The sequence below is a fragment of the Citrobacter sp. XY323 genome (genome assembly GCF_025106035.1).
GTDB lineage: Bacteria > Pseudomonadota > Gammaproteobacteria > Enterobacterales > Enterobacteriaceae > Citrobacter > Citrobacter braakii.
Genome location: NZ_JANYUK010000018.1, coordinates 88,997 through 113,194, shown reverse-complemented (window position 1 = coordinate 113,194; position 24,198 = coordinate 88,997). Strand labels below are relative to the sequence as shown.

General features: G+C 48.2%; 28 protein-coding genes. 26 read left to right on the top strand and 2 right to left on the bottom strand.

The window, feature by feature from the left end; translation table 11 throughout:
• Together N0B36_RS22195 and N0B36_RS22190 are read left to right on the top strand one after the other, a co-directional pair.
• Window positions 1-361 (top strand): hypothetical protein (locus N0B36_RS22195; protein ID WP_259688978.1); only part of this gene is annotated, 361 nt, incomplete at its 5' end.
• A gap of 11 nt (window positions 362-372) precedes the next feature.
• Complete coding sequence (locus tag N0B36_RS22190; RefSeq protein ID WP_259688977.1) at window positions 373-1,194, top strand: DUF932 domain-containing protein; 822 nt, start codon at window positions 373-375, stop codon at window positions 1,192-1,194.
• 30 nt (window positions 1,195-1,224) lie between these two features.
• On the opposite strand, the gene N0B36_RS22185 is transcribed toward N0B36_RS22190, so the two are convergent.
• Window positions 1,225-1,758, bottom strand: coding sequence for a lytic transglycosylase domain-containing protein (locus tag N0B36_RS22185; RefSeq protein ID WP_259688976.1), 534 nt, complete (start codon window positions 1,756-1,758; stop codon window positions 1,225-1,227).
• 654 nt (window positions 1,759-2,412) lie between these two features.
• Between N0B36_RS22185 and N0B36_RS22180 the strand changes: the two genes are divergently transcribed.
• On the top strand, window positions 2,413-2,805 hold the full coding sequence (locus N0B36_RS22180; protein WP_100280319.1) for a relaxosome protein TraM: 393 nt from the start codon (window positions 2,413-2,415) through the stop codon (window positions 2,803-2,805).
• Between the two features lie 31 nt (window positions 2,806-2,836).
• On the opposite strand, the gene N0B36_RS22175 is transcribed toward N0B36_RS22180, so the two are convergent.
• On the bottom strand, window positions 2,837-3,478 hold the full coding sequence (locus N0B36_RS22175) for an Arc family DNA-binding protein (RefSeq protein WP_259688975.1): 642 nt from the start codon (window positions 3,476-3,478) through the stop codon (window positions 2,837-2,839).
• 198 nt (window positions 3,479-3,676) lie between these two features.
• On the opposite strand from N0B36_RS22175, the gene N0B36_RS22170 reads away from it, so the two are divergent.
• From N0B36_RS22170 to traG, 23 genes are all read left to right on the top strand, one after another.
• Window positions 3,677-4,030 (top strand): type IV conjugative transfer system pilin TraA, encoded by a 354-nt coding sequence (locus tag N0B36_RS22170; RefSeq protein ID WP_061548345.1) that lies wholly within the window; start codon window positions 3,677-3,679, stop codon window positions 4,028-4,030.
• Between the two features lie 2 nt (window positions 4,031-4,032).
• A complete protein-coding gene (traL, locus tag N0B36_RS22165) occupies window positions 4,033-4,335 on the top strand; it encodes a type IV conjugative transfer system protein TraL (protein WP_115285464.1) in 303 nt (100 codons plus the stop codon).
• A gap of 5 nt (window positions 4,336-4,340) precedes the next feature.
• Window positions 4,341-4,925, top strand: coding sequence for a TraE/TraK family type IV conjugative transfer system protein (locus N0B36_RS22160; protein WP_061548347.1), 585 nt, complete (start codon window positions 4,341-4,343; stop codon window positions 4,923-4,925).
• A gap of 11 nt (window positions 4,926-4,936) precedes the next feature.
• Entirely contained in the window at window positions 4,937-5,677 is a 741-nt protein-coding gene (gene traK, locus N0B36_RS22155) for a type-F conjugative transfer system secretin TraK (protein ID WP_119173764.1), read from the top strand.
• Window positions 5,674-7,083 (top strand): F-type conjugal transfer pilus assembly protein TraB, encoded by a 1,410-nt coding sequence (traB, locus tag N0B36_RS22150; protein WP_259688974.1) that lies wholly within the window; start codon window positions 5,674-5,676, stop codon window positions 7,081-7,083. Before traK ends, traB begins: the two co-directional genes overlap by 4 nt.
• 8 nt (window positions 7,084-7,091) lie before the next feature.
• Window positions 7,092-7,592: a hypothetical protein gene (locus tag N0B36_RS22145; RefSeq protein ID WP_259688973.1), complete on the top strand. Its 501-nt coding sequence runs from the start codon at window positions 7,092-7,094 to the stop codon at window positions 7,590-7,592.
• An 81-nt stretch (window positions 7,593-7,673) separates the two neighbouring features.
• Window positions 7,674-8,231, top strand: a complete 558-nt coding sequence (gene traV, locus N0B36_RS22140) for a type IV conjugative transfer system lipoprotein TraV (protein WP_061548351.1) — start codon at window positions 7,674-7,676, stop codon at window positions 8,229-8,231.
• The gene (locus tag N0B36_RS22135; RefSeq protein ID WP_061548352.1) at window positions 8,228-8,413 is read left to right on the top strand and encodes a hypothetical protein; all 186 of its coding nucleotides are present in this window, start codon (window positions 8,228-8,230) and stop codon (window positions 8,411-8,413) included. The genes traV and N0B36_RS22135 overlap by 4 nt, the downstream gene beginning before the upstream one ends.
• Window positions 8,410-11,013 carry a type IV secretion system protein TraC gene (traC, locus tag N0B36_RS22130; protein ID WP_061548353.1) on the top strand — a complete coding sequence of 868 codons (2,604 nt, stop codon included), beginning with the start codon at window positions 8,410-8,412 and terminating at the stop codon, window positions 11,011-11,013. Before N0B36_RS22135 ends, traC begins: the two co-directional genes overlap by 4 nt.
• On the top strand, window positions 11,010-11,426 hold the full coding sequence (gene trbI / locus N0B36_RS22125) for a type-F conjugative transfer system protein TrbI (protein WP_119173768.1): 417 nt from the start codon (window positions 11,010-11,012) through the stop codon (window positions 11,424-11,426). Before traC ends, trbI begins: the two co-directional genes overlap by 4 nt.
• Window positions 11,423-12,058 (top strand): type-F conjugative transfer system protein TraW, encoded by a 636-nt coding sequence (traW, locus tag N0B36_RS22120; RefSeq protein ID WP_259688972.1) that lies wholly within the window; start codon window positions 11,423-11,425, stop codon window positions 12,056-12,058. The genes trbI and traW overlap by 4 nt, the downstream gene beginning before the upstream one ends.
• Window positions 12,055-12,375, top strand: coding sequence for a hypothetical protein (locus tag N0B36_RS22115; protein ID WP_259688971.1), 321 nt, complete (start codon window positions 12,055-12,057; stop codon window positions 12,373-12,375). Before traW ends, N0B36_RS22115 begins: the two co-directional genes overlap by 4 nt.
• 191 nt (window positions 12,376-12,566) lie before the next feature.
• Entirely contained in the window at window positions 12,567-13,013 is a 447-nt protein-coding gene (locus N0B36_RS22110) for a hypothetical protein (protein ID WP_162906116.1), read from the top strand.
• A gap of 97 nt (window positions 13,014-13,110) precedes the next feature.
• Window positions 13,111-13,332 (top strand): hypothetical protein, encoded by a 222-nt coding sequence (locus N0B36_RS22105; protein ID WP_057102328.1) that lies wholly within the window; start codon window positions 13,111-13,113, stop codon window positions 13,330-13,332.
• Window positions 13,333-13,380: 48 nt separating this feature from the next.
• Window positions 13,381-13,704, top strand: coding sequence for a hypothetical protein (locus N0B36_RS22100; RefSeq protein WP_057102329.1), 324 nt, complete (start codon window positions 13,381-13,383; stop codon window positions 13,702-13,704).
• Window positions 13,701-14,693, top strand: coding sequence for a conjugal transfer pilus assembly protein TraU (traU, locus tag N0B36_RS22095; protein ID WP_061548355.1), 993 nt, complete (start codon window positions 13,701-13,703; stop codon window positions 14,691-14,693). The genes N0B36_RS22100 and traU overlap by 4 nt, the downstream gene beginning before the upstream one ends.
• Window positions 14,694-14,703: 10 nt before the next feature.
• The gene (trbC, locus tag N0B36_RS22090; protein ID WP_061548356.1) at window positions 14,704-15,324 is read left to right on the top strand and encodes a type-F conjugative transfer system pilin assembly protein TrbC; all 621 of its coding nucleotides are present in this window, start codon (window positions 14,704-14,706) and stop codon (window positions 15,322-15,324) included.
• Entirely contained in the window at window positions 15,321-17,195 is a 1,875-nt protein-coding gene (gene traN / locus N0B36_RS22085; protein ID WP_259688970.1) for a type-F conjugative transfer system mating-pair stabilization protein TraN, read from the top strand. Before trbC ends, traN begins: the two co-directional genes overlap by 4 nt.
• Window positions 17,192-17,974 (top strand): type-F conjugative transfer system pilin assembly protein TraF, encoded by a 783-nt coding sequence (traF, locus tag N0B36_RS22080; protein WP_061548431.1) that lies wholly within the window; start codon window positions 17,192-17,194, stop codon window positions 17,972-17,974. Before traN ends, traF begins: the two co-directional genes overlap by 4 nt.
• A gap of 10 nt (window positions 17,975-17,984) precedes the next feature.
• Window positions 17,985-18,455, top strand: a complete 471-nt coding sequence (locus N0B36_RS22075; protein WP_259688969.1) for a hypothetical protein — start codon at window positions 17,985-17,987, stop codon at window positions 18,453-18,455.
• Between the two features lie 214 nt (window positions 18,456-18,669).
• Window positions 18,670-19,269, top strand: coding sequence for an F-type conjugal transfer protein TrbB (gene trbB / locus N0B36_RS22070; RefSeq protein WP_119173772.1), 600 nt, complete (start codon window positions 18,670-18,672; stop codon window positions 19,267-19,269).
• 279 nt (window positions 19,270-19,548) lie between these two features.
• The gene (gene traH / locus N0B36_RS22065) at window positions 19,549-20,913 is read left to right on the top strand and encodes a conjugal transfer pilus assembly protein TraH (protein ID WP_057064242.1); all 1,365 of its coding nucleotides are present in this window, start codon (window positions 19,549-19,551) and stop codon (window positions 20,911-20,913) included.
• Window positions 20,913-24,191 carry a conjugal transfer mating-pair stabilization protein TraG gene (gene traG / locus N0B36_RS22060; protein WP_259688968.1) on the top strand — a complete coding sequence of 1,093 codons (3,279 nt, stop codon included), beginning with the start codon at window positions 20,913-20,915 and terminating at the stop codon, window positions 24,189-24,191. Before traH ends, traG begins: the two co-directional genes overlap by 1 nt.
• Window positions 24,192-24,198: the final 7 nt, after the last annotated feature.

Here is a 24,198-nt window from a genome sequence, read left to right as displayed (position 1 = left end):
CTTTGCCCTTTGCCGCGAGAGAACTCACCAGGGAGATGGAAAACCATCACCACAGGAGAAAACCAGGATGCACACACGAAACGTCAACGTCAAAACCGCCGCTCAAGAATCTTCCGGAAGATGTGAATCAGAAATCACAGCTGAACAAATCGTTGATCTGTTTTGCTGGGTCATGGCTGCGACGGAAGGAGAATTACAACCTCTGATTTTTGAACCGCCAGTCGGGAGTTATGAGTTGTCATTAATCAATGAGAACTGCATTGATTATCTCTCTGTCTGGATCCTGGACGGCTATCCGGTAGCTGCTGCTGCACCAGTAGATAATTTCTTTCGCACAATTACGCCAGTAAGTATTAACTAAAGGGGAATGTTATGATCAGTTTTGCTAATCGTTATCGCGCACCGTCCTCTATTCGTCAGAATCGTCCGCTGACTAATGATGAATTACAGCGCATTGTACCCAGTGCATTTTCTTCCGAAAAACATGATTCACGTTCAGAACGCTATACCTATATTCCAACTATTGAAATACTGGACCGTCTTCGTGAAGAAGGCTTTCAACCTTTTTATGCAACACAGTCCCGTACACGCGATATTGAAAAGCGTGAGTTCACAAAACATTTATTACGTCTGCGTCGCCATGATCAGATTGCGGGGAAAGAAGTACCAGAGATTATTTTGCTGAACAGTCACGATGGTTCCAGTAGCTATAAAATGATTCCAGGTATGTTCCGCCAGATTTGCACCAATGGTCTGGTAGCGTGGAAAGATTTTGGCGAAATTAGAGTGCCGCATAAAGGTGATATTGTCGGACAGGTGATTGAAGGCGCATACACTGTGATGGATACGTTCGATACCGTGATTGAAAATATTGATATCATGAAAGGTATTCAGTTGACTGAGCCGGAGCAACGTTTGTTAAGCGTTGCAGCCCTTGAGTATAAATATGATGGTGCTCATTCACCTGTGACACCTGACCAGTTATTGCAGGCTCGCCGTTGGGAAGACAGAGGTTTGGATCTGTGGAGTACATTTAACCGTATTCAGGAGAACGTCATCAAAGGCGGAATTTCAGGAAAAACAGCAAAAGGAAAAAGAACAAAAACAAGAGAAGTCACTGGTATTGATGGTGATGTAAAACTTAACCAGGCACTCTGGAAAATGGCAGAGGAATTCGCAAGACTTAAAGTCTGAAAAAAAAGCCGCTCAAGTGAGCGGCTTTTTTTATTGATTTTTACTTACATCGATTTCTTTTATCTCTTCAATAGATAGGGGGTCTCGACTTCCCGATGCACCTGCAATGATTATTTTTCTTGCAAGGAGAATTCGATAGATGTTCTTAATGTCTGTAGCGTAAGCTTTGCGTTTTTTTATCATTTCATCACGAGGTCCCGTGTTATATATTCCTACGCTATCCCAGTTTCGCCCATAAGACTGAAAGTTACGTGCTAGAACCCATGCACCTGAATACACACATATACATGGATCGCTTAATAATCTTTCGCGGGTAATATTAAACTTTTTAAGTTTTACGTAATGAGAACTGTTTACCTGCATACCACAGACATCTTCCGTTCCATTACTATTAGATCCATTAATCGCTGCAGGTTTAAGACGACTCTCTTTAATTGATATTGCCATAAGCAGAAGCGGATCTATTTGGTAATCTCTCCCCGCCTGGTCGAAACACATTTGAGGAGTAGCCATTGCTGAGAGCGAGAACGCCAGCAATAAGGCCGGGGTTTTAGTTATTTTCATCTTGTGGCCCTTATGTCTACCATAAGCCTGTGCACGCTATGCAATAAAAAATATCCCGCCAGATTATTTTAATCAAGATAATTTCCTACAAACGTGCGGAAGCGCTTCAAATCATGCATTTAGCCACAGCCTCAAATAAGGGAATCAACCATGACACGGTTATTAACTTGCCGCTCTTTGCTAATCCATTAAAACATCACACCCCACGCAAGATTTCATCTTGCAGATTTTTTCTTTAATTTCATCATGCTACTTTAAGCCGCAATGCGGAATGCGAGTATATAGTGATAAAAGGTGTGTGGATTAACACACTTTGCAGTGCCGTTACCCCACACTTAACAGTGCCGGATTAACACACCTTGCAGTGCCTGATTAAGCACTGTGATGTGTGGGGATTGTGTGTATATAAATAATAGAGTAACTTAAAAGGCAGTGGTGCTTGATCAACACACATAATGGTGCCTAATTAACACACCTGATGGTGCTGCATGCACACACATCATAGTGCTGGATTACCACACACATAAAAGCTTGATTATGATTCTAATATCCGACAAGGACTTTAAAACAGCAGCTTTCTGATGTATTAAATCTGTCTCATCGGGATAGCACAGTGCCGCATACGGCACTGCATGAAATTTTCAGGAAAATATTATGCCGCGCAAGAACATCTACTTCAAAGATAAAATTGACAGAGAGATTCAGGATATTGTCGATATAGAGATACAGAAGGGCGCAACCGGTTCTGAAACCAACTACTCATCAACAGTTAACGAACTGGTTCGCCTCGGACTTATGGTTCATAAATCAAAGGAAGAAGGTTCAACATTTGACCTCGATGGATTCAGGCGTGACCTGATAAGAAAAGTATCCGGCTCCAGAGAAGGTATTATGATTTTAACGGCGCTTGTGTCAGAAATTTATGTAAACCTCAAGGGGGCACAGTCGGGTGTATCACTGGATGACCTCATAAATAATAACATTAGCGCCATTAACGATGCCGAAGATGAAGCTGACCGAAAGCACTTCATCATCGATGAGAAGTAATTCAGAAGCCGGGCTGGACCGGCTTCATCGATCACTGTGTACCGTCTTTATCTCCGGGCAGTACACTCTTTTCAGCCTCGGCGATTTTTTCTTTTAAAAACACTTCAAATTCAAGACATAGAACTTTCAATGCCTGCGCATCTTCATTCTGCTCAAGAATCCTCTCTGTGAAATATCCAAAAGTATTCATCAACCTTGTCAGCATTTCATCATTAAGGCTGCGTTTATGAACCCTCGCCATAGTTCGAATCTCTTCCGCCAGATTCTCAGGAATTCGCATACTATACCCCGTGGTTTTACCCGGCAGTAAAATACGCTCACCCTCACGCCACACCCACAACCGTTCTGCATAAGCACTGGGCTCTGTATTTTTATCAGGATTAAAATTCTCATCATCAAGCAGGGAACTAAGCCAGTTTTCAAATTTAACAGCCAGCGCAATCAAACGTTCCCCCTCTGCCGTTTTAATTACAGGGCTATTTGGCTGATAATTTAGTGATAGTAATAACCTTGCAATAATTTCATCATTCACACTTCTTTTGCCTAAGCGGGCACACACCCTAAGCTCCATGAGTAAGTTATCGGGAGCGCGTAGCCTCCATTCAACAGCCTCACCAGGCTGGAATTTACGTGGCCTTCCACGCCCTTCCCACATTTTCTCTTTTACTTTCATTGCTATAGATCTCGCAAGCGATACATCGTCAGTCTGAGAGACAAAGCCTACCGAACTTACATATTAGGAATATTCCCAAAAACTTTTAACAGTGTGACATGTGTCACGGTTTTTTTTTTTTAGGGTCATGGGACAATATCGCGTGCGTAAACAAACACTTATGCACAAACACATTGTTTACTTCCGGAGAAAACAAGCATGTCCACACAAGGTAATGCCCTTAAAGTCGTGAAGGGATGGGCGGTAGCGTCTTTATTTCGTAAAGCTCGTGAGAATCACCAGATTAGAAAATTCATTAAAAATGGAGGGTTAATTTTAATTTCACTTATGGTCGCACATCCGGTTTTGGCAGGCGGCACTGACTTACTGGCTACCCAAAACGCTACCGTCAATTCAACCTTCGGTTCCGGCTCATCTCTTGTAAAATGGTTTTACATAGCCGAAATTATCATGGGCCTATTTATTTACATTAAAGTGCGCTCACCACTGGTATTTGTCGGTATCGTGTTGTGTATCATTTTTACTCGCATCGCTTTCGGTATTGCGAGCTAACAATGAATGGGGAAGAAGATAAATACCACTTCCCGGAAACTCTCAATCAGCAGGAACGTTATTTCGGTCTTCCACTTGATGAGGTTCTTATTGTTGCCCCTTTAATTATTCTGGGGGTTCTTAACGATATGTCACTGGAACTTTCCGTTGTAGCGGGTCTGCTGTGGGCGCTAATCAGGCATCTGAAAAAAGGGCAGGGGTCGTACTGGTTGCTCAATTTTTGCTACTGGCATCTACCTTCCTTGCTATTCAAAATTACTTTTCAACAAATACCTGATTCTAGTTTCCGACACTGGAGAGCTTAACTAATATGAAGCTTAAAATTAAAGGCGAGCGCGATAAACAACTCCGTTATGCGTTTATTGCTCTGGCTTTATTGCTTCTTCTCAGCGCCGTGGGAAATGTTCTGACGGGGTCTCTTGCGTGGTATTTCGCCACAAAACAGAAAACCATCACCACACCCATGTCATTCAACCAACCATTTACTTCTGATGCCTCTGGTGCTGACGCCACTGGAATGACCATGTTCGCCGCAGCCTTTATTTACTGGCGACTGAATGTCAGTCCTGAAAACGTTGATAACAACCAGAAAATGCTTCTCGGTTTCGTCCCATCCGCCGAACGGGATGAACTGAAGAAAGCACTGGATATTGAGGCTGAACGTATCAAGAAAGGCGGAATCACCACCCGCTTTGATACAAAGGAAATCAGGGTAATGAATGAACCTGGCGTGGTCGAGTTCAGCGGAACGCTGAAGTCCTCCACAACCAACGGCGCTATCACCACACCGCTAAAGGACCAGGAAAAAACCTACCGACTGAAATTGAGTTATATCGAAGGACTGGTAAATCTTCACCTGTTCGAAGAACTTCAGTCGGTCACCACCACTAACTGACAGGACTGCCAATGAAAATCCGTATTTCACCGGCAGCTGTTGCTGTGTTACTGGCAACGGGACTTTTTACCAGCGGCCTTCGGGCCGCTTCCGCCCCCGCAGCCATTCCGTTTGAGAACGACGCCGCCTTTAATGTCACTCTCAGCAATACCAATCCCAGCAAGGTTGTTATTAACGGAGAACTGATTACCAGCATCAGCGGACCATCCGGTGCCTATGACCAGAGCCAGACAGATGACGGCGCCCTTATTCTTTCACCACTAGTCGGGCAAAACTTCACTGTCTTCATTCAGACTGACCGGGGTTCCTCTCTGAGCCTCAATGTCCGGCCCCAGCCAGGAAACGGTAAAACACTGCGATTTACCCCCATATCTCCACCGCTGCGTAAAAACAATGATGCGAAAGCGTGGGAGGAAGGGCAGAGCTATGAAAAAACTCTCGTTTCCCTGTCACGTATTATTGTTAACGGCGACGTTCCTGATGACTACCAGGAATATCCGATAAGTCGTATGCCAGCATATAACCCAGGCACATCGGTACACCTTGTTCCTGAACGCCAGTTTGTGGGAAACCATCTGCGAATAGTGCGCTTCCGTATGTCCAATCCCGGCAGTATTACTCAGAATCTGCGTGAACGTGACTTCTGGCGTAAAGGGGTCAGGGCTGTGATGCTCTCCCGGCATCAGCTGTACGCCGGTGGAGAAGGATATGCCTGGGTTATTTTTTCAGATGACGGAGAACCGCGCTCATGAGTCTGAATGAAAATCTCAAAACCCGACGCAGACAGATTACTGTTCTGGCGGCCGTCATTGCCTCCGGGGCTGCTCTGGCTGGAGGGGTTTACGGGTATGGGCAATATCAGGAAAAACAGAAAGCACCGCCACCCGCTGCCGTGCCAAATATGACGGGCGTGGTTACAGCCTCATTCAATGAAAAGGTCAATGATGCCGCACTGGCACAGCAACAGGCCAAAACGTCTGCGCTTGAGCAGAATGTCAACATGCTGTCACAAAAGCTTGACCAGAACATACTTAATACAGGCCAGAAGCTGGCTGAAAAGGATGCTGAAATACAGCGTCTGACTGACCTGTTAAACCAGAAAGCCTCCGGCAGCAATTCGACCAGTGGCCAGCAGACACCACCTGCTGACCAGAACGGAACACCACTTCCTGGTCCTGTTGCTGCCGGTCAGGCCCGACCGCCAGAATATTCTGTCACCCCAACAGGCACGCCGTCCGCCAATGGCGCTGTTCATGCTGGTCAGGGGGCAGGGTTTTATCCAGGAGGTTCAGGCCAGCGGGTTATGGGGGGACTTACCACCTCAAAATTCACTTATGAAAGTCTGAAAGAGAAACCAACAAAACTACCCTGGATCCCGTCAGGTTCTTTTTCTGAAGCCATTATGATTGAAGGTGCTGATGCTAACGCCAGCGTGACTGGTCAGCAGAATACCCGTCCAGTCACCTTCCGGTTACTTGGCAATATCCAGATGCCCAACAATAAAGAATACAGCGCCGATGGCTGTTTTGTTGTGGGTGAAATCTGGGGCGATATTTCCAGTGAGCGTGGTGAGGTACGGACTAAATCGATCAGTTGTGTACTGAAGAATGGAAAGCATATCGATATGGAGTTTGACGGTCATGTCAGCTATCAGGGCAAAGGAGGTATCCGGGGAAAACCGGTTATGCGTAACGGTATGATTGTGGGTTATGCAGGTGCGGCTGGTCTGCTTTCCGGTTTCGGTGAGGGGATTAAATCTGCTGCCACGCCGTCTGTGGGGCTTGGAGCTACTGCCGATGTTGGTGCCGGTGATGTGTTTAAACAAGGGTTCGGTGGTGGGGCAAGCAAGGCTGCTGATACGCTGAGTCAGTACTGGATTAAGCGAGCCGAACAATACCATCCGATCATTGATATCGGTGCAGGTAACCAGGTCACAGTGGTGTTCCAGAAAGGTTTCCGCCTGAAAACGCTGGAGGATGCGGAAGAGCAAAAAGCGAAGGAAGCCCTGCAGAATGCTGCAAATTCAACACAGAGTGAAGCCGCGCCTCAGTCCGTCAGCCAGACCACCTCAAACAGCACGGCTTCAGTGGGGAATATTAACCCGGATGACGTGTTACGACAGGCCAGCCAGTTGCGTCTCGGCGACACGATTAACTGAGGTGGATGATGAATGATAACGACAGGTTGTTTAACAAGATTGGCGTGGATATACGGATGTGGCGCGACAATGCTCATCCTCCACGCATCACGTGGATTTGGATACTGTCAATTACGTTCAGTCTCCTCAACGCAGGTGCATGGATTTATGTATATACATACTGGTGGTCATCCTGGTGGTTTCAGTGTACTGCCATCTTTGTTGGCATGTGCCTTTTCCCTTTTCTGTTTATGAAAATTTTTGGCACTCTTCCTGGTTCCTGGCCTGAAGTACTGGACAGTAAACTGGCCATATATAAGCCACTGAACATCGGTGCGTGGCAGTGGCTACAATCCACGGTTACCGAAAGAAAGGAGCTTTCTCTGGATGTTATTCAGCAGTGGTATGAGGCAGAAAAAAAATACCGGTATGAAATAACATCAGGAAAATCCACGAAAACATGTCACTTCCGGTTCATTCAGAACATCCCGGACAGCAACGGCGAGGGGAGCGGGGGGCGTGAACGTTAATATACTCTGTGGACTCCAGCCACACTGATTTTCATCCTCAATTACTTCCATTAGTACCTAATAATTTATCGGAGTTACCCCATGAAAAAACTGATGGGCGCTGCACTGCTGTGTAGCGTACTGACCGGCTGCGCCGGTATGAATTCTGATTTTGACTGTAATAAAACCGCGACCGACCAGTGCCTCACAACCGGGGAGGCAAATAAACTGGCCGCCCAGGGCAAAAGCCTTGACGACCTCACTGCGGATAAAGCTGCAAAAAAGCCTGCGGGTGAAACCCTACCGGCACTGCGCAATGTGGCTCCTGTCGTTAATACGTCACGTCCTGTTTCAGTCGCAGCAACCGGATCTCCCAGTTCTAAGTTAATCGCGCCACGTCCTCTTGCTGCTGTACCAGCAGGAACGATGCAGACCGGAGTGACTCCGCGTATTACTTCTTCAGCCGTTGGGCAGTCAGTACCTGTCAATACGGCAGGACGGGTTCAGGCGCAGCGTATACCGGACGCGACCCAGCGTCTGTGGATTGCACCGTGGGTGGATACCGATGACAACTTCCATCAACCGTCCGTGGTCGAGTTTGTGAAAAACAAATCGCACTGGGATGAAAGCTACCGTGTTATCGGGGAGGGGGGCGAATGATAAGTTTAAAAGATGATCCCACTTCCCCAGATATGACACTGCTGGCCGAAGGGAGGGTGTTAAACAATTCCGGATATCGAATGGAGATGAGTGTCGATGGGCCTGTGTGTTTCAACCTCACTGAAGAGGCCCGGCTGCGCCGTCTTGAGCTGATCCGTTCTGTTGTGGAGGGGCGAAAATGAGCAGTGTTCTGGACACTCTGATGGGTTTGATTGAAAGAGGACAGCACAAGGATGGAGCAGCAACTGCTCGCGCTAATCTTGAGCAAACATGGGATTACCCCTCCCTCGTTGCCAGCCTGCCATACCGTTATTACGATGATAAAAATGATCTGTTCATTAATACGGGTACGGCCGGATTTGTTCTTGAACTGGCCCCGCTACCGGGGGCTAATGAGCAGGTGATGGCGGCTCTTGATGACATGCTGCGTAAGAAACTGCCTCGTAAAACACCTGTCACCGTTATTTTGACTGCAAGTAAATGTGTGGGTGAGCGCATTGCGGCTGGCGTCAGTACCGACATGTGGAAAGGCCAGATGGCCGATCACCTGAATAAAATCACCCGTGCCTTCTGGGAGAAATCAGCTTTACACGGTCTGGCAAACAAGCGTGAATACCCGCTTTACCTGCGTAATTACCGGATATTTATTGTCTATGGTAAAGCCGTTAAACGATTTTCTCAGCAGGTGATGGATGAGCTGGTTCAGTTGCGCAACACCATTCGTGTTTCTCTGGGGGCGGCTCGTATTGATTCCATCAATACTGACGTGAACGGTTTCCTGTCAGTTATGCGTGAAATGGTGAACTACCGTCATGAGCAGGTTATGACGTCTCCGGGCGACTATAACGAGGATGAATTGCTCAATCGTCAGGTGGTTGACCCTTCCATTGACTTTGAAGTTCATCCTTCACATTTACGTATTGAATTACCTGAAAAAATTGAAACGGACGGTACACGGCTTCCGGCATCAGCTTGTCGTATCGTAAACATGCAGCTGAGCAAGAATCCACGTCGCTTTGCGCTCTGGCAGGGGGCGGATAACCTGCAGAATATCCGCTTCCCGGACCTCGGCATTCCTTGCCCGTTTATGATTACCTGGACAACCGAGCTCGAGGAGCAGACAGCAAGTCAGAGTGAGGCCTTCCGCAAGGATACGGATCTGTCCAAAAAAGCAAACTCAGCCTATGGTGCTTTGTTCCCAGGAACCAAAAAAGCAGCAGATGAATGGCGTAAAACCCGTGAGCAGCTGTCCACCAATGAAATTGCACTTTGCCGCACGTATTTCAACGTGACGTTGTTTACACCAGATAACAATACAGAAGCACAGAAATGTGAACTTGCTGCCGTGAACGTCTTTCGTAAAAACGAACTGGAAATGGTCACGATTCAGTACCAGCAGATGCGTAACTGGCTGGCCAGTTTCCCGTTCGTTATGCAGGAGGGAATGTGGGAGGATCTTAAAACGACGGGTGCCACATTACGTGGAAAATCATGGAATGCGGTAAGCCTGATGCCTGTGGTAGCCGAACGTCAGTTGTCACGTGGAGGAATGCCGCTGCCGACCTATCGCAACCAGGTAGCCTTCTTCGATATGTTCGACGAAGAAAATGGCAGTACCAACTTCAACATTGCTGTCACGGGAACATCTGGTGCTGGTAAATCATTCCTGACACAAAGTATTCTCCGCGATGTGCTGAACGCAGGTGGATTTGGCTGGGTTATTGATATGGGTGACAGCTACAAGAACTACTGCCTGCAGGCCGGTGGTGTGTATCTGGATGGTGCTCAACTTCGTTTTAATCCGTTTGCCAACGTCAGAGACATCAAGCTTTCAGCAGAAGGGATTGTTCGACTTCTTGCGGTACTGGCAAGCCCGACCGAACCACTGGATGTCGTTTGTGAAGCAATACTGAAAAAAGCGGTCATGCACGCCTGGGAACAAAAGCAAAACCGGGCACGTATAGATGATGTTTATAACTATCTGACCAGTGAGGATGTTAATACCGCGTTTGCAGACAAACCGACCATCATTGCCCGAATGGCTGAACTGGCCATGTTGCTGGAAACCTACTGTACCTGGGGGGCTGATGGCGAATACTTTAATGCCGACAAACCTACTCTTGATGACGAAACCCGTTTTGCTGTGCTGGAGCTTCTGAGTCTGGAAAACAAGCCGAAGTTACTTTCCTCTATCCTGTTTTCTCTCATCCTCGCGATTCAGGAAAAGATGTACCACAGCCCGCGAGATCTCAAAAAAGTCTGCATTATCGACGAAGCCTGGCGACTGCTCGGTGGTTCTAATCCTCATGCTGCCCGCTTTATCGAAACTGGTTACCGTACTGTTCGCCGACATCGTGGTGCATTCATTACGATTACTCAGGGCATCAAAGACTTCAGTGCCGGTAAGGAAGCTGAAGCAGCATGGAACAACAGTTCGACCAAAATCACGCTGCTGCAGGATACGAAGGCATTCAAACAATACCTTTCCGAAAATCCGGATCAATTCTCGGACATGGAAAAGGAAGTTATCCGTGGTTTCCAGCCGGCAATTCAGACCGATTACAGTTCATTGCTTATCAGTGCCGGCGAATACAGCTCCTTCCATCGGTTGTTTGTTGATCCTGTTACTCGCGCCATGTTCAGTTCCCGTGGTGAGGACTTCGCATATATGCAGAACGCTCAGAAAGCAGGGGCCACATCAGAGGAGGCCGCCTATTTGCTGGCAGAGAGGAAGTTTGGAGACGAACTTCATGAACTTGAAGAATGGGTGGAAGCGGCATGAGTGACAGTAACGAAAAACCGTTCAGCGGCGGCACAGTGCGACACGGCGTAACAATGTCGGGCTGGCTTAGTTCCAGGAGTGTAAAACTTGCTGCCTGTGTGCTGGCCTCTCAGATGGTGCTGACAGGAATAACAGGGGCTTACATAAAACTCACAGCCCCGGAAATTGTGGTTTTCGACATGAAAGGCACGATCGACCTTTTCATGCAGCAGTCAGCACAACTGCAGCTCGATGAGGACAAGGCGAAAGCACTGACAAGCCGTTTCAACACGGCGATGTCCGATAGCCTGAATGAGTGGCAAACCTCGCATAACGCTATCATCCTGGTGAAACCTGCTGCTGTCAGCCCGTTACCGGATATCACGACCGAAATCCGTAGCGATATCGCCCGCCGTACTCAGGAGGGACAGTGAATAAACGATTTGCACTGACAGCCCTGGTACTACTGGCTCTGTCAGCCAGTAGCGGTGCGAAAGATCTCGGTACCTGGGGAAATGTGTTTGAACCTGCCGAACAGGACATGCTGGATTTTATCCAGAACCGTCTGAAGGGGATGGAGCAGAGCGGTGAACTGGACAAATTGCGTGCAGAAGCCGTTGACCGGGTGAAGAAGAATGCCGTCCGGCCACCTGCTGTCAGTGGACTAACCAATGCTGAAAAATACCGCAGCTTTGCATTTGATCCCACGTTTACCGTCCAGGAAACCGTGACGGATATGCAGGGAAATGTTATTGCGCGCAAAGGGGAGCAGGTGAATCCACTGGATAAAGTTCCTTTCAATCAGGTTTTGTATTTTATCGATGGTGATAATAAAGATCAGATGGAATGGGCCAGAAAGGAGATTGCCGGTAAGACGAACGCGAAGGTAATTCTGGTTAAAGGCAATATTAAGAATACCAGCGATAGCCTGAATGAACGTATTTACTTCGACCAGTCAGGAACCCTCACGCGGAAATTTGGCTTCTCAAGCATCCCTGTTCGAATTTCGCCCGATGGCCGTGTACTGAAAGTGGAAGAAATTCCGGTATCAGGAGTAAAAAAATGACCGCAACAACGTTAGGTGATTTGTTTCCCGAAATGCGCACTGTCGTTACCTCACGCGAAAGACAGCGTAATTTCCCCCGTAAACTCCCCGGCAAATCTGTAAATAAGCACAACCGTCAGGGAACGGCAGACAAACTTAAGGCTTTATATCCGGAGATTGCCTCCTGGAGTCCGGTACTGGTGACGAAGGCATGGTTTAACTGGCTAAGAGCAAATCAGATGGAGCTGGTCGAACCGGAAAACAGAGATGAGCGTTTTCCTGAATACCTGGTTGCTCTGATGCTATCGCATATGAAGGAGACTGAGTCATGGACATAGAGTGGCCAAAATTTCTGTTTTTGATTATTTTGATCGTAATACTGAACGGCTGCCTTTTTTTCTTTTCGGTAATGAAAAAAGATAGTCAGGACAGAAATGTCATTGTTCCACAGCCCTTTTCCGAGGATGCACCTCCTGTGATGGGGGAGTGGGAAAAATGTGCTTATCCTCTTACTCAGGTGATAGTCAGTGTGAATGCACAACCACACACGATAACTCGCGACCTGGTGTTTTGTCTTGAACGCGCTGCCGACAGTATCACGAACAACGAACTGCCAGTGGATGCTGAAGGATGCCATTATCGTGGTGATTATGGAAATACCGGTTTAACATTTCCTGAATACTCTGCTCACTGGCATGTGCACGTTCGTTTGTGCTTTGACCCCCCCGGTTTTTTCCCGGATGCAGCGGGTTCTGCGTTACCCCCCTGGATCAAAATGGCTGGCTATCTTGCTGAAGGGAGTCTGGCCCGCCATATCGTCGTTATTGTCCAGGGAACGCGGCAAACTTCTCGTAAATCACTTTCCCGGTATCTCATTAAGGCTGCGAACGCAATCGCCACCGGCGCGACCGAGGACGCTGAGTCTGACGATGATTACGGCTACGCATTTATTGTCGTTCAGCCAACACCACTCTGACGATTTACCCCACTTGATATCAACATGTCTGGCATCTGGACGTCGCTCTGCGCTCAGCCAGCTCCCCGTTTTTGTTTAACCCAGACAAGGTAACTCCATGAAAAAAGACCCTGAATGTGAAAAGGGCCGGAATAATACTATCTCGTCACTACGTCATGATGAAGGCTCAGCCAGATGGCTGGATGAGATCCTCAATGAGAATCCGCTCTACAAACCTTCTGCCGTAATGCGTGGTGGCATTCTTGCCCTGTATGAAATGACACAGGAACAGCGACTGGCCATCATTATGAAAGCGGCCGCCAGTGCTAAAAACCACTGATATTTTCCAGCCCCAGCAGCTCTGATGGTGGCACATCCGGAGATCCCCATGACCTACTCTGAACCTGTAAAAGCGGTTGCAGTGATCCGTGACCATAACGGATTCTGGACTCACCCACACTACTTTAAGCCTTCATGTGATGAGGCCTCCCAGGCCGATTTCAATGAATGGTTACGCATGAATCAACTTGTCTGTGCACTTCGCTGGCTGGAAAACGATGCGCCTCCGCAGGTTATTGAAGCCTGGGAAAACGGAGCATCTGATATCAGTGAATGGCAGCCTTCTGTTCCTTCAGAAGATGGCTGGTTTATTGGTTCAATACATGACACTGAAGACGGTCCGGTTTGTGTGTGGCTTCGGGGGAGAGCATGAGGCGCTTTGTCTGGTTCGCCACATTACTTCTGGTGCTGGTTTGTACACCGTCTCAGGCTTTTGCCTCCAGTAATGCTGGTGAGGGGCGATGGGTAAATCCAATTTCCGATATCTGTTGGAAGTGCATGTTCCCGATGTCAATTGGTAACATCAAGCTCGCCTCCGGTCCGCTGCCTGACACCAGTAATCCCGCGTCTCCCATACAAATTTGCCCTGTTGGAATCCTCTACCGTATTGGGCTGGCGATTGGATTCTGGGAACCGATGGCGATGGTTGATGTGACCCGTGAACCTGGCGTTATGGTGAACATGGGCGGATTTAAAATTGATCTCGGTCGGACAGGAACAGGAACTGCTGGTCAGAGTGACCGTCCTGCTGCAGGCACGTTCTACCATGTCCACTGGTACAAATACCCTCTGATTTTCTGGCTCAACATTATTACCAGTCTTGGTTGTCTGCAAACAGGGGACCTGGATATCGCTTACCTCTCTGAAATTGACCCGTTATGGAATGACAGCACGCTGTCCATGATGATTAATCCGGAAGCGTCGCTTTTCGGTAATCTGATTGCACAGGCGGCCTGCGCTGCGGATTCTGTGGCCAGCGCTGCCGGGCGCCCTCTGGCCCCTTTATTCTGGTGTGCAGGTAGTCAGGGATCGATGTATCCGATGACAGGTTTTACCAGCGGTGAGTTTTCCCCTCTGGAATCATCACTTCTTGTCAGTGAGCGTATGGCGTTCAAGATGCATCGTGAAGGCCTGGTCTGGAATTCCATTGGTGCAGATAACGCCGTCTGTAATCAGTATCCGTCTCCCATCATTCCGAAAGACCGCTGGCGTTATCAGATGGTGAACATGTTCCCTGAGAGCACAAATTGCCATGCGTTTGGTGCTACCACTCAAACCTGGGGGATTAAACATAATTCCCCAAACTCGAAAAAGAATTTCGGTTACCTCTTCTGGCGCAAGCGTAACTGCGTTTTTCTGTAAGGAATAAACAATGAAAACATTAAAGTGCCGGGTGCTGCTTTCCTGCACTCTTATATTCTGCACCCCGTTTGTATCAGCCAGTGAGCAGTCTGCTGTGTCCGTCAGGGATATGTCGTGGATCAAACAGCAACAGCAGGAGCTGGAAGTATTTAAACAGAACCTTCAGGGCCAGACATTGCCCCTCCCAATCGAGCAACAGAAACAGATTAACCGTCTTCAGGAGGATATTAACCGTCAACAACAGGCCAGCCAGAATGTGGAGAAGCGTACTTTCCCCGCCATCTATTTTGTCAGTCTGGGCCTGCCCCGTGAGGGGTTGTTACCCATGCTTCGTGATGCAAACCGTTATGGCATTCCCGCTACTCTTCGCGGGTTGGTTAACAACGATATGCGTCAGACCGCTGCGACGATATTTGAACTGGCTAAAGAAGATAAAAATATTGGTGTGCAAATAGATCCGACACTGTATTCCGAATACCGCATTACCGCCATACCTGCTCTGGTAGTGACCTGTCCGGGACATTTTGATGTGATTCGCGGCAGTCTTCCTCTCAGACAGGCCCTGGAAAGAGTGGCTGAACGTGGAGACTGTGCAGCAACAGCAAAACGGTTGTTGAAGGAGGGAGAATGAGAGCATTTTGGGGAGGGCTGATACTCCTTTTGCCGTTACTGGCCGTGGCTGATACAACCAGCGATGCTTTTAATTCTGGGGCTGAATTTGGAAAAGGAAATAAAGGGCAGGGAACTAATAGCCTGAATAATCCGGATTCAGTAACAGGAAGCATCCCTGGATATACATCAAATCCACCTGAAACAGGGTATTACGGCGGAATAAACGGAGATGATGGTGGACTTGTCAATAAGGGCATGGAAGGGTTATTGAACAGTAATGCTGGTCAGGCAGTTATCGATGCCGGAACAAAAAACCCGTTACCGGTTATCGATCCTAATGCTCCTTTTATTACAGCAGGTAAGGATGCAGAATCAAATGCTGACGGAATGATCAACGGAACCGGAAATCCTCAACAATGTCAGGAAACGAACGTTTCAAAGTCTGAATTCGAGAAATACACCTGCGAGCGTGACGCCTGGATAGAACAAAGCTGTAGCCGTACTGCAAAAATTGTAATTGAGGGGGATTCCACCTGGGAAACTCAGACGTTGCAATACGAACTCTACGATATACCCATGCAGGAAATTAACGGACGAAATATCGTCACCATCGTTCCCCAGGTGAGCGGGGAAATTATTCAGGCCACTTATTCATGGCAAAATAACACCGGAAATAAACCCCGTTTCTTCATGAATGTTTCCATTCTGGGGGCAGAAATTCCCTGGCACAATAAAGGCAATTACCAGAATGTCAGCTTCACACCCGTACCGGCGACGCTGACCGCCGGCGTTGCTTTTACGTCATCTCATCCGCATGAACTCAGGGACGGTTCGGGCCGACAGAAATTTTATAGACATGTCCCGATGTCTATCCGTCTGGTTCTGCGGGTGAAGAAAAATAACAGCGTACCAAAAGTGGAATGGACTGAATCCTGTGGATTTCAAAAGAGCAGAGGTGTGCTTGCAGCCAAAAGCGCTCCTGTCTTTGTATCCAGCGTCTGCTCAGAGGCCGGAGGATACAGACCTGTGACTATAGATGGTGTTGTCCAGCAGGTGTGGAGTGATTGTTGGGAGTATCTGGATCAGTATCTGGTTCAGTCAGGTTCAAATGGTACCTGCGAGCCACTGATGAATGATCCAGCGTGTACCGTGACGGGAACGCAGTGTCTGACTCAAAACGGAAGTTATTGCGAGCATGAGAGGGTTAACTACGAATGTCAGCGTAAGTTCACTTCAGGTGGAATTATCTGCGGTGGTGAATACTTTTGTAAAACGGGGGACTGCAGTGACACGGATGGCGCCGGGGACAGTGGTTTTGACGAGGCAGTGTCAAAACTGGCTGGACTGGCATCTGCGGCAGATGATGTTAAAAAGGGTCAGAATGCAATGGATGTCAGGGCATTTACCGGGAAAGTGACCAGTTGCCGCAAAGCTATTGCCGGCTTTTCTAACTGCTGTAAAGACTCCGGATGGGGCCAGGATGTAGGGCTGTCGGCTTGTAACAGTGAAGAACTGGCGCTGGGTAAAGCAAAAGCGAAAAAGATTACGGTCAGTCTTGGTGAACGCTGCGATCGTGAGGTTCTGGGTGTTTGTCTTCAGAAGAGTAAAGTTTACTGCGTGTTCGAGGGAAAACTGGCTCGTATAATTCAGGAGCAGGGGCGTCGCGATCAGCTTGGTGTTGGGTTTGGAAGCGGTAAGAATCCTGACTGTCGGGGAATCACTATCCCGGAATTGCAGAATATTAATTTTGACTTAATTAATTTTTCTGACTTCTACAGTGACCTGATGGATAACCAAAAAATCCCGGATTCATCTGTGATGGTGAAACAGGTAAAAGACCGAATCGCGGCTCAGGTACAGCAACAACAAGGTCAGGGAGGGAAAAAATGAGGCAACTCATAACAGCTCTCCTGGTGCTGACGGTCAGTTTGCCTGCAACAGCAGATGAGATTGTGAAACCGGCAGCTCCCTTTACCGGCTGGTTCTGGTACAACGAACCGAAAACCCCGCCTGAAAAGCCACAAAAACAACAACAACCCGCGCCGCCAGTCATTCCTGACCTCAGCAAAATGACTGCCCAGGAACAGGCAAAGGTACTCAGAGGATACACAATGGAGGCGCTTAATCGCGCCATCCTGTATCCGACAAGGGAAAATACAGCCACATTCCTGCGTTGGCAGAAATTCTGGACTGACAGGGGATCAATGTTCAGCCAGTCTTTTGCGGCTGCCCAGTTGAGTCATCCGGATCTCGATTACAATCTTGAGTATCCGCATTACAACAGTATGGCTCCGTTTGTTCAGACGCGAGATCAGCAGGCACGGCAGCACGCGGTAGCTGAGATGTCACAACAGTATGGCCTCTTCTATTTTTACCGTGGCAGCGACCCCATTGATGTACAGATGGCCGGTGTTGTTGCTGATTTTGCTAAATCCAATGGAATATCACTGATCCCCGTATCGGTGGATGGACAGGTTGCAGCCTCCTTACCACAAAGCCGCCCTGACTCAGGTCAGGTCCGTTCTATGAACATTACGCATTTCCCGGCACTGTTTCTGGTTGATCCCAAGAAGAAAAACTATCGCGCATTGTCCTACGGCTTCATGACGCAGGATGAACTTGCCAAGCGCTTTCTTAATGTATCCAACGGGTTCAGACCCGCCTCTTAAGGATTTTCCCGTGAATAAATTTGCATATATACGTGCCGCGCGCACGTTGCGGCGTGTCGCATTTTTTTCTCTGGTGACGGCGCCCTCTCTGGTGCTGTTTTTCCTGTTTATCACACTTTCATTTAACAACTCGATTGCCGGCAGCTTCCTTTCGACTGCCCGGTCCCTTATCGCTGATGCTCCGGATGGGATGGTCAATATCTCTGTGTGTGACAAACCGAAGATATCTCACGATGACTTACCTGATGAACGGGCCATTCCATCCCTGTCCGCAGAGGATAACGTTCTGCAACAGTCTTCACCGATGTTTTTAGCAACATGCCTGACCGGACGGAAATCAGCCTCCGAATGGCAAAAGGAAACTGATAGCACCATACGACAACTGTATCTGCTGTCTGTGGTTATGGGGTTATTTGTCTCGTGGTTATTCAGTGGCGCGCTCATCCCTGCTCGTTCTATCTTCAGGAGAATGAAATCATGAAATCATGCTTTGTGAGACTGGTTCATCTCCTGTGGTGGGGTGTGGCAGCAAAGTGCCTGGATTATCTGGTTGCAGCGCCGGTGACATTCACCCAAAACCTGTTGATTTGGACCTGTTACCTGATGTGGGCACTTGCAGTGACACTCATGACAATCGCATGCGTACATGAATGGCAAACTGAAGATTGTAACCTTTCAAATAAGGGAGGTACTGCATGATCGGTAAAGTCGCCGCCAGCCTGTTGATGGTGTTTCCCCTGATAACCAGTGCCAGTGTTCGGGATGAACTTGCCGCAATGGATGAGGCTAAAATAAATTCTCCGGAAGTTGTTGCCCTGACAAAACAATCTCCCGGGACGAAACTCAGTCTGATGACATTACCTGACGGTCGTCAGGTTAATATGAAGGACTATGCGGTTGTATTGTTTATGCAAGCACATTGTCAGTACAGCGCAAAATTCGACCCTCAAATCAAAGAATGGGCCGATCAGCACGATATCAAAGTTTATCCTTATACGCTCGATGGAGGCGGTGATCCGTCATACCCCTCGCCAATGATACCACGCAAGACAGACCCTGCTTCCCCTATAGCAGATGAGATTGTCACCTTCTTTGGTAACGGTCTGCCGATTGCCACACCGACGGCCTTCATGGTGAACGTCAACACGCTCAGGGCTTATCCACTAACGCAGGGTGTGATGGATATTCCTGTTCTTGAAAGTCGGATGGCCAGCCTCATACAAGCTGACCTCGACAATGTTGATCCGAAAACGCTGCCCCCCATGCCGGCAAGTGCGCAGGTCACTCCTCAGTAATAAAACCGGACTACAAAATGACTACACATTCGTATGCGTTCTCGCGTACCGAGCGCGTCTGGCTTCTTTTCAGCGTGACGCTGCTGGTATCCGCGACAATTTATGGCTTCCTGGTTGCCCGACTTGCAGGGGGGCTTTCAAAATCTGAGCTGAGTACCTTTCTGCAGGACATACCGGTACTGCTCTTAATCTCACTGAGCACAGGTTTTATGGCTTGTACTGCCGGACATTATGCGTTGCGGATTTCGCTTCAGAAACCAGCTTTCAGGAGGCATGGGCATGATTAAGTCGCTGGCAGTAGCCACAGGTATTTTTTTTATGGGCCTGTCAGTATCCCCTGTCCGGGCCGATGTAAATGGTGATCTGAACGGATTTTTTGGCAGTCTGGGGTACAGCGGAAACGTCTCGCAGGCGCAGGCATGGCAGGGACAGGCTGCGGGTTACTTTTCAGGTGGTTCGGTGTATCTGCGAAATCCGGTTAAAAACGTACAACTGATTTCGATGCAGTTACCCTCCCTCAATGCCGGCTGCGGTGGAATTGATGCCTATCTTGGTGCATTCAGCATGATTAGCGGTGAAGAAATTCAGCGCTTTGTTAAACAGATCATGAGCAACGCGCTGGGATATGCCTTTGACCTTGCTTTGCAGACGATGGTCCCGGAACTGAAACAGGCTAAGGACTTCCTGCAAAAACTGGCCAGCGATGTGAACTCAATGAATATGAGTTCGTGTCAGGCAGCACAGGGCATCATAGGAGGGTTATGGCCGGTAACACAGGTGTCACAACAAAAGATCTGTCAGGACATTGCCGGTGAAACCAATATGTTTGCGGACTGGGCTGCATCGCGTCAGGGGTGTACGGTCGGCGGGCAGAGCGACAGTGTGACGTCGCGGGCCGGAGATAAGCAGAAAGACCAGGTGTTGAAAAACAAGAATCTCATCTGGGATTCACTCAGCAAAAATGGATTATTGAGTGGTGACCGCGCCCTGAAAGAACTGGTGATGAGTACCGTCGGCTCAATCATTTTTAACAGGAATGGTGATGTCACTATTCTTACGCCGCTGGTTGATAACCGTGACCTGATAAAAGTCCTGATGCGCGGTGGTACAGCGAAAGTATACGGATGTGATGAAGCCTCACTCTGTCTTAATCCGGTCGTCACCAACCTCAGTATTTCTGAATCAAGCGCTCTTGTTACCCTGGTTAAAAACCTGATGATCTCCATGCAGAACAAACTTGTAGATGACAGGCCGTTGACCGACCAGGAAAAAGGGTTTGTGAACACCACGTCGGTCCCGGTACTGAAATATCTGACCAACGCTCAGAGCATGGGAATGAGCGCGACCTATCTGCTGCAGGTGTCGGATTTTATCGCGCAGGATCTGATGATTCAGTATCTCCAGGAGCTTGTTAAACAGGCCAGTATGTCCCTGGCGGGTAAAAATTTCCCGGAAGAAGCCGCCGCGAAGCTGCGTGACAACGTTATTCACGCGCAGGGGCTTCTGGCTGACATGAAACTGCAGTCAGCTGCAGATCAGAATGCGCTGGATGGTATCGACCGCAATATGCAGTACCTGCAACAGCAGGTATCCACCATCGTTTCCGGCTCATACCAGAGCAACTACCATTGGGGTGATCGCTGATGCTTGAGATTTACACCATTTACGGTGGGGGGATGTGGAAAACGGCGCTGGACGCCGTTGTTACTCTCATCGGATCTAGTACATTCAGTACGCTGCTGCGTATGGCGGGAACCTTCGGGGTACTGGCTGCGTTGATCATGTTTATCAAACAACGTAACCCGATGTTGTTTGTGCAGTGGCTGGCTGTTTTCATGATTATTACCACGATTTTGTTAGTTCCGAAGCGTTCCGTTCAGGTGATCGATATATCTGATCCTGCAGCTGTCTGGAAAACCGATAATGTTCCGGTTGGACTGGCTGGTATTGCCTCTCTGACGACAAGTGTCGGCTATAAGATGACTTCGTTATACGATTCTCTGATGGCTCGCCCGGACTCAGTAACCTACAGCAAAACGGGGATGCTTTTTGGTTCACAGATAGTGGCCGAAACAAGTGACTTCACGACACAGAACCCGGAACTGGCACAGATGCTGCCGGATTATGTGGAAAACTGCGTAATTGGTGACATTTTGCTGAACGGGAAATACACCGTGAATCAGCTGCTTAACTCGTCCGATCCGCTGGCGCTAATCACCAGTAACCCAAGCCCGTTGCGTGGAATATTTAAAACATCCTCCACAACGAGGCAGTTTATAACCTGCCAACAGGCAGCTGCGGAAATTAAAACGCTGGCCAACGTTGAAGCTAATCCTGGCAGCGCCACGTTTACCTGGCTGACGCAGAAGATATTCGGCAATAAAATCAATGGAGCAACACTGCTTTCCAGTGCGATGGGGGACAGCTACGGCTTCTTTTATGCCGGAGGAATGACTGCCTCGCAGATTATGAAGAACAATATCACCAACAGCGCGATACGACAGGGAATTAAAGGGTTCGCAGCCCGTTCGTCAGATACCGCAAACTTGCTGAATCTGGCGACAGAGAATGCGGCCACTAAGCAACGGCTCAGTTGGGCATCAGGGAACGAACTGGCAACACGCACACTGCCATTTGCTCAATCACTGCTGATGTTGATCCTGGTGTGTCTTTTCCCGTTAATGATTGCTTTAGCGGCCACTAACCACGGTGTATTCGGCCTGAATACACTGAAAATATACGTGAGTGGTTTTATCTATTTCCAGCTATGGCCAATCATGTTCGCCATCCTTAACTACGCCTCAAATTACTGGTTGCAGTCGAAAACTGGAGGGACGGCACTCGTCCTCTCTAACAAAGATATTGTGGCGTTACAGCATTCGGATGTGGCAAATCTGGCCGGATATCTTTCACTCTCGATTCCTGTTCTCTCGTTCTACCTTACCCGGGGAGCGGCGGCAATCGGATCACAGGTTGCAGGAGGTATGCTTAGTTCGGCGGCCTTCACGGCTGCAGGTGTATCTTCCACGACTGCAGATGGAAACTGGTCGTTTAACAATATGTCGATGGACAACGTAAACCAGAACAAAATGGATACAAACCTGGTACAACGTCAGGGCCAACAGACATGGCAGGCTGATAATGGTTCTACACAGACAATGACTGCCGGTGGCCATACTGTTATTGATGGCTCTGGTGCTATGTCTAATCTCCCGGTGAATATGAAACTCAGCCAGCTGGCCAGCAGTGGATTTCAGGAATCGGCGCGTCAATCGCAGGTTCAGGCACAAACTGCACTGGATGGTTATAACCATAGCGTGACCAGTGGCTGGTCCCAACTATCTCAGTTGTCTAACCAAACGGGTACCAGCGATAGCCTGAGTTCAGGCAGTGAAAATAGCCTGGCTACGAATGCCACACGTGGCGCAAGTATGATGATGTCCGCTGCGGAGAGCTACGCCAAAGCAAACAATATCTCCACGCAGGAAGCATACAATGAGCTTATGTCAAAATCGGTTGAAGGTAGTGTTAATGCTGGCGTGAAGGGTAAATTTAGTACTGGTGACCAGGCATTTGGCAAAATTGGCAAATGGGCAACAGGGGTTAGCATCGAAGCACATGGTGGAGCTGAAGTTAAAGGCGCCAGTGGTAGTTCTCATGGTACACAAGAATCTAGCTCCAATACGCAAGATCTGCGACATGACAAGAACAGCCAGGCAGTTAATGACTTCCGTCAGGGTATGGATATGGTTACCAGTAGCCGAGTGAGTGATGGCTCAAATCATACGGAGAATGCGGCAACCAGCAATGTTCAACAATTTGCAGCCACGCTTAATGATGCGGAAAGTAAGTATCATCAGTACACAAGCAGTTCAACACAAAGCGATGAGTTCAGCCGTATGGCCACTATTGCACAGAATCAGAGTGCAAGCCTGGATACCAACTACACTCAGGAGTTTGTGGATTGGGCGGCTAATAAGTATGGCGACAAAGCACAGAGCATGCTGACAAGTGCCCCAAGTGCGCGCGAAGCGGCAATGGAGTTTGTGAATGAACGTCTGAAACCTGAAATTACCGGAGATTATCAGCAGGGTCGTTCAGACCTTGTAACCGGTTCAGAGCATGAACCATTCAGTGGTAAACATATTGTGCATCCTGCGCAGAGTAATCAGCAAATGACAGGACCTGCAGATACACAAGGGAGTGGGCATTACAATATGTCAGAAAGTTCAGAAGGGGTAATTAGTGCATCTTCTGGCGACTCACATTTATATGGGAGTAATAGATTGTATGGCGATCAGAACATGCCATTAAGCCAAGATACTTCTGCCCGAGCAAATGAATCGTCCTTAGCAGATTCAGGACATAGTTACAGCGATGGACAGACAATGAGAACAGCTGAGAATCATAGCGGCCATACTAGAAATCAATATGGTGGTGAAGAATACCGTTCAGCCCCAGTCGTTAACAATCATCGTGGTGAAAACCATTCAGTAGGTAGCAGCGAGTATGCCTCTGAAACCAAACAAGTAAGTACGGCGATAAACACCACCGCTGACAGAACTGCCGCGGGCGGGCGTATCACAGGCAATGATATGTCTGATTCTTTCAAGGAAAATCAGGAAAGAGTGCGTGAACAGGCTGGAAAAACTTTTGAGCCTCAAAATGACTTGAAACGTAGGGCTGCGGAACAAAGATCTGATAATCTGCATAATATCAACGATTCTGCTGATGAAATTGCTAAAAAACAATCCACTGTTCAAGCATCCAGTGGTATATTAAAAGACGAGCAAGCAAATGCACAAAGTAAATTCGCTTCAGGCTTTGAGAGTGAAAAGGGGAACCAAAAATTCATTTCTCAAGACGCAAATGACGATGATATAAAAACCAGGCTGAACGAATTACGTAGGCGAGCTGGTTAAAGGGGAA

What these genes read in the sequence shown, in the direction of transcription:
- N0B36_RS22105 (WP_057102328.1), top strand. Translation starts at nt 13,111, where the DNA reads ATGAAAAAAGACCCTGAATGTGAAAAGGGCCGGAATAATACTATCTCG.
- traG (WP_259688968.1), top strand. Translation starts at nt 20,913, where the DNA reads ATGCTTGAGATTTACACCATTTACGGTGGGGGGATGTGGAAAACGGCG.
- N0B36_RS22190 (WP_259688977.1), top strand. Translation starts at nt 373, where the DNA reads ATGATCAGTTTTGCTAATCGTTATCGCGCACCGTCCTCTATTCGTCAG.
- N0B36_RS22175 (WP_259688975.1), bottom strand. Translation starts at nt 3,478, where the DNA reads ATGAAAGTAAAAGAGAAAATGTGGGAAGGGCGTGGAAGGCCACGTAAA.
- traU (WP_061548355.1), top strand. Translation starts at nt 13,701, where the DNA reads ATGAGGCGCTTTGTCTGGTTCGCCACATTACTTCTGGTGCTGGTTTGT.
- N0B36_RS22115 (WP_259688971.1), top strand. Translation starts at nt 12,055, where the DNA reads ATGACCGCAACAACGTTAGGTGATTTGTTTCCCGAAATGCGCACTGTC.
- trbI (WP_119173768.1), top strand. Translation starts at nt 11,010, where the DNA reads ATGAGTGACAGTAACGAAAAACCGTTCAGCGGCGGCACAGTGCGACAC.
- N0B36_RS22135 (WP_061548352.1), top strand. Translation starts at nt 8,228, where the DNA reads ATGATAAGTTTAAAAGATGATCCCACTTCCCCAGATATGACACTGCTG.
- N0B36_RS22170 (WP_061548345.1), top strand. Translation starts at nt 3,677, where the DNA reads ATGTCCACACAAGGTAATGCCCTTAAAGTCGTGAAGGGATGGGCGGTA.
- traC (WP_061548353.1), top strand. Translation starts at nt 8,410, where the DNA reads ATGAGCAGTGTTCTGGACACTCTGATGGGTTTGATTGAAAGAGGACAG.
- N0B36_RS22185 (WP_259688976.1), bottom strand. Translation starts at nt 1,758, where the DNA reads ATGAAAATAACTAAAACCCCGGCCTTATTGCTGGCGTTCTCGCTCTCA.
- trbB (WP_119173772.1), top strand. Translation starts at nt 18,670, where the DNA reads ATGATCGGTAAAGTCGCCGCCAGCCTGTTGATGGTGTTTCCCCTGATA.
- N0B36_RS22160 (WP_061548347.1), top strand. Translation starts at nt 4,341, where the DNA reads ATGAAGCTTAAAATTAAAGGCGAGCGCGATAAACAACTCCGTTATGCG.
- N0B36_RS22180 (WP_100280319.1), top strand. Translation starts at nt 2,413, where the DNA reads ATGCCGCGCAAGAACATCTACTTCAAAGATAAAATTGACAGAGAGATT.
- traN (WP_259688970.1), top strand. Translation starts at nt 15,321, where the DNA reads ATGAGAGCATTTTGGGGAGGGCTGATACTCCTTTTGCCGTTACTGGCC.
- trbC (WP_061548356.1), top strand. Translation starts at nt 14,704, where the DNA reads ATGAAAACATTAAAGTGCCGGGTGCTGCTTTCCTGCACTCTTATATTC.
- traF (WP_061548431.1), top strand. Translation starts at nt 17,192, where the DNA reads ATGAGGCAACTCATAACAGCTCTCCTGGTGCTGACGGTCAGTTTGCCT.
- traB (WP_259688974.1), top strand. Translation starts at nt 5,674, where the DNA reads ATGAGTCTGAATGAAAATCTCAAAACCCGACGCAGACAGATTACTGTT.
- traL (WP_115285464.1), top strand. Translation starts at nt 4,033, where the DNA reads ATGAATGGGGAAGAAGATAAATACCACTTCCCGGAAACTCTCAATCAG.
- N0B36_RS22100 (WP_057102329.1), top strand. Translation starts at nt 13,381, where the DNA reads ATGACCTACTCTGAACCTGTAAAAGCGGTTGCAGTGATCCGTGACCAT.
- traH (WP_057064242.1), top strand. Translation starts at nt 19,549, where the DNA reads ATGATTAAGTCGCTGGCAGTAGCCACAGGTATTTTTTTTATGGGCCTG.
- traK (WP_119173764.1), top strand. Translation starts at nt 4,937, where the DNA reads ATGAAAATCCGTATTTCACCGGCAGCTGTTGCTGTGTTACTGGCAACG.
- traV (WP_061548351.1), top strand. Translation starts at nt 7,674, where the DNA reads ATGAAAAAACTGATGGGCGCTGCACTGCTGTGTAGCGTACTGACCGGC.
- N0B36_RS22145 (WP_259688973.1), top strand. Translation starts at nt 7,092, where the DNA reads ATGAATGATAACGACAGGTTGTTTAACAAGATTGGCGTGGATATACGG.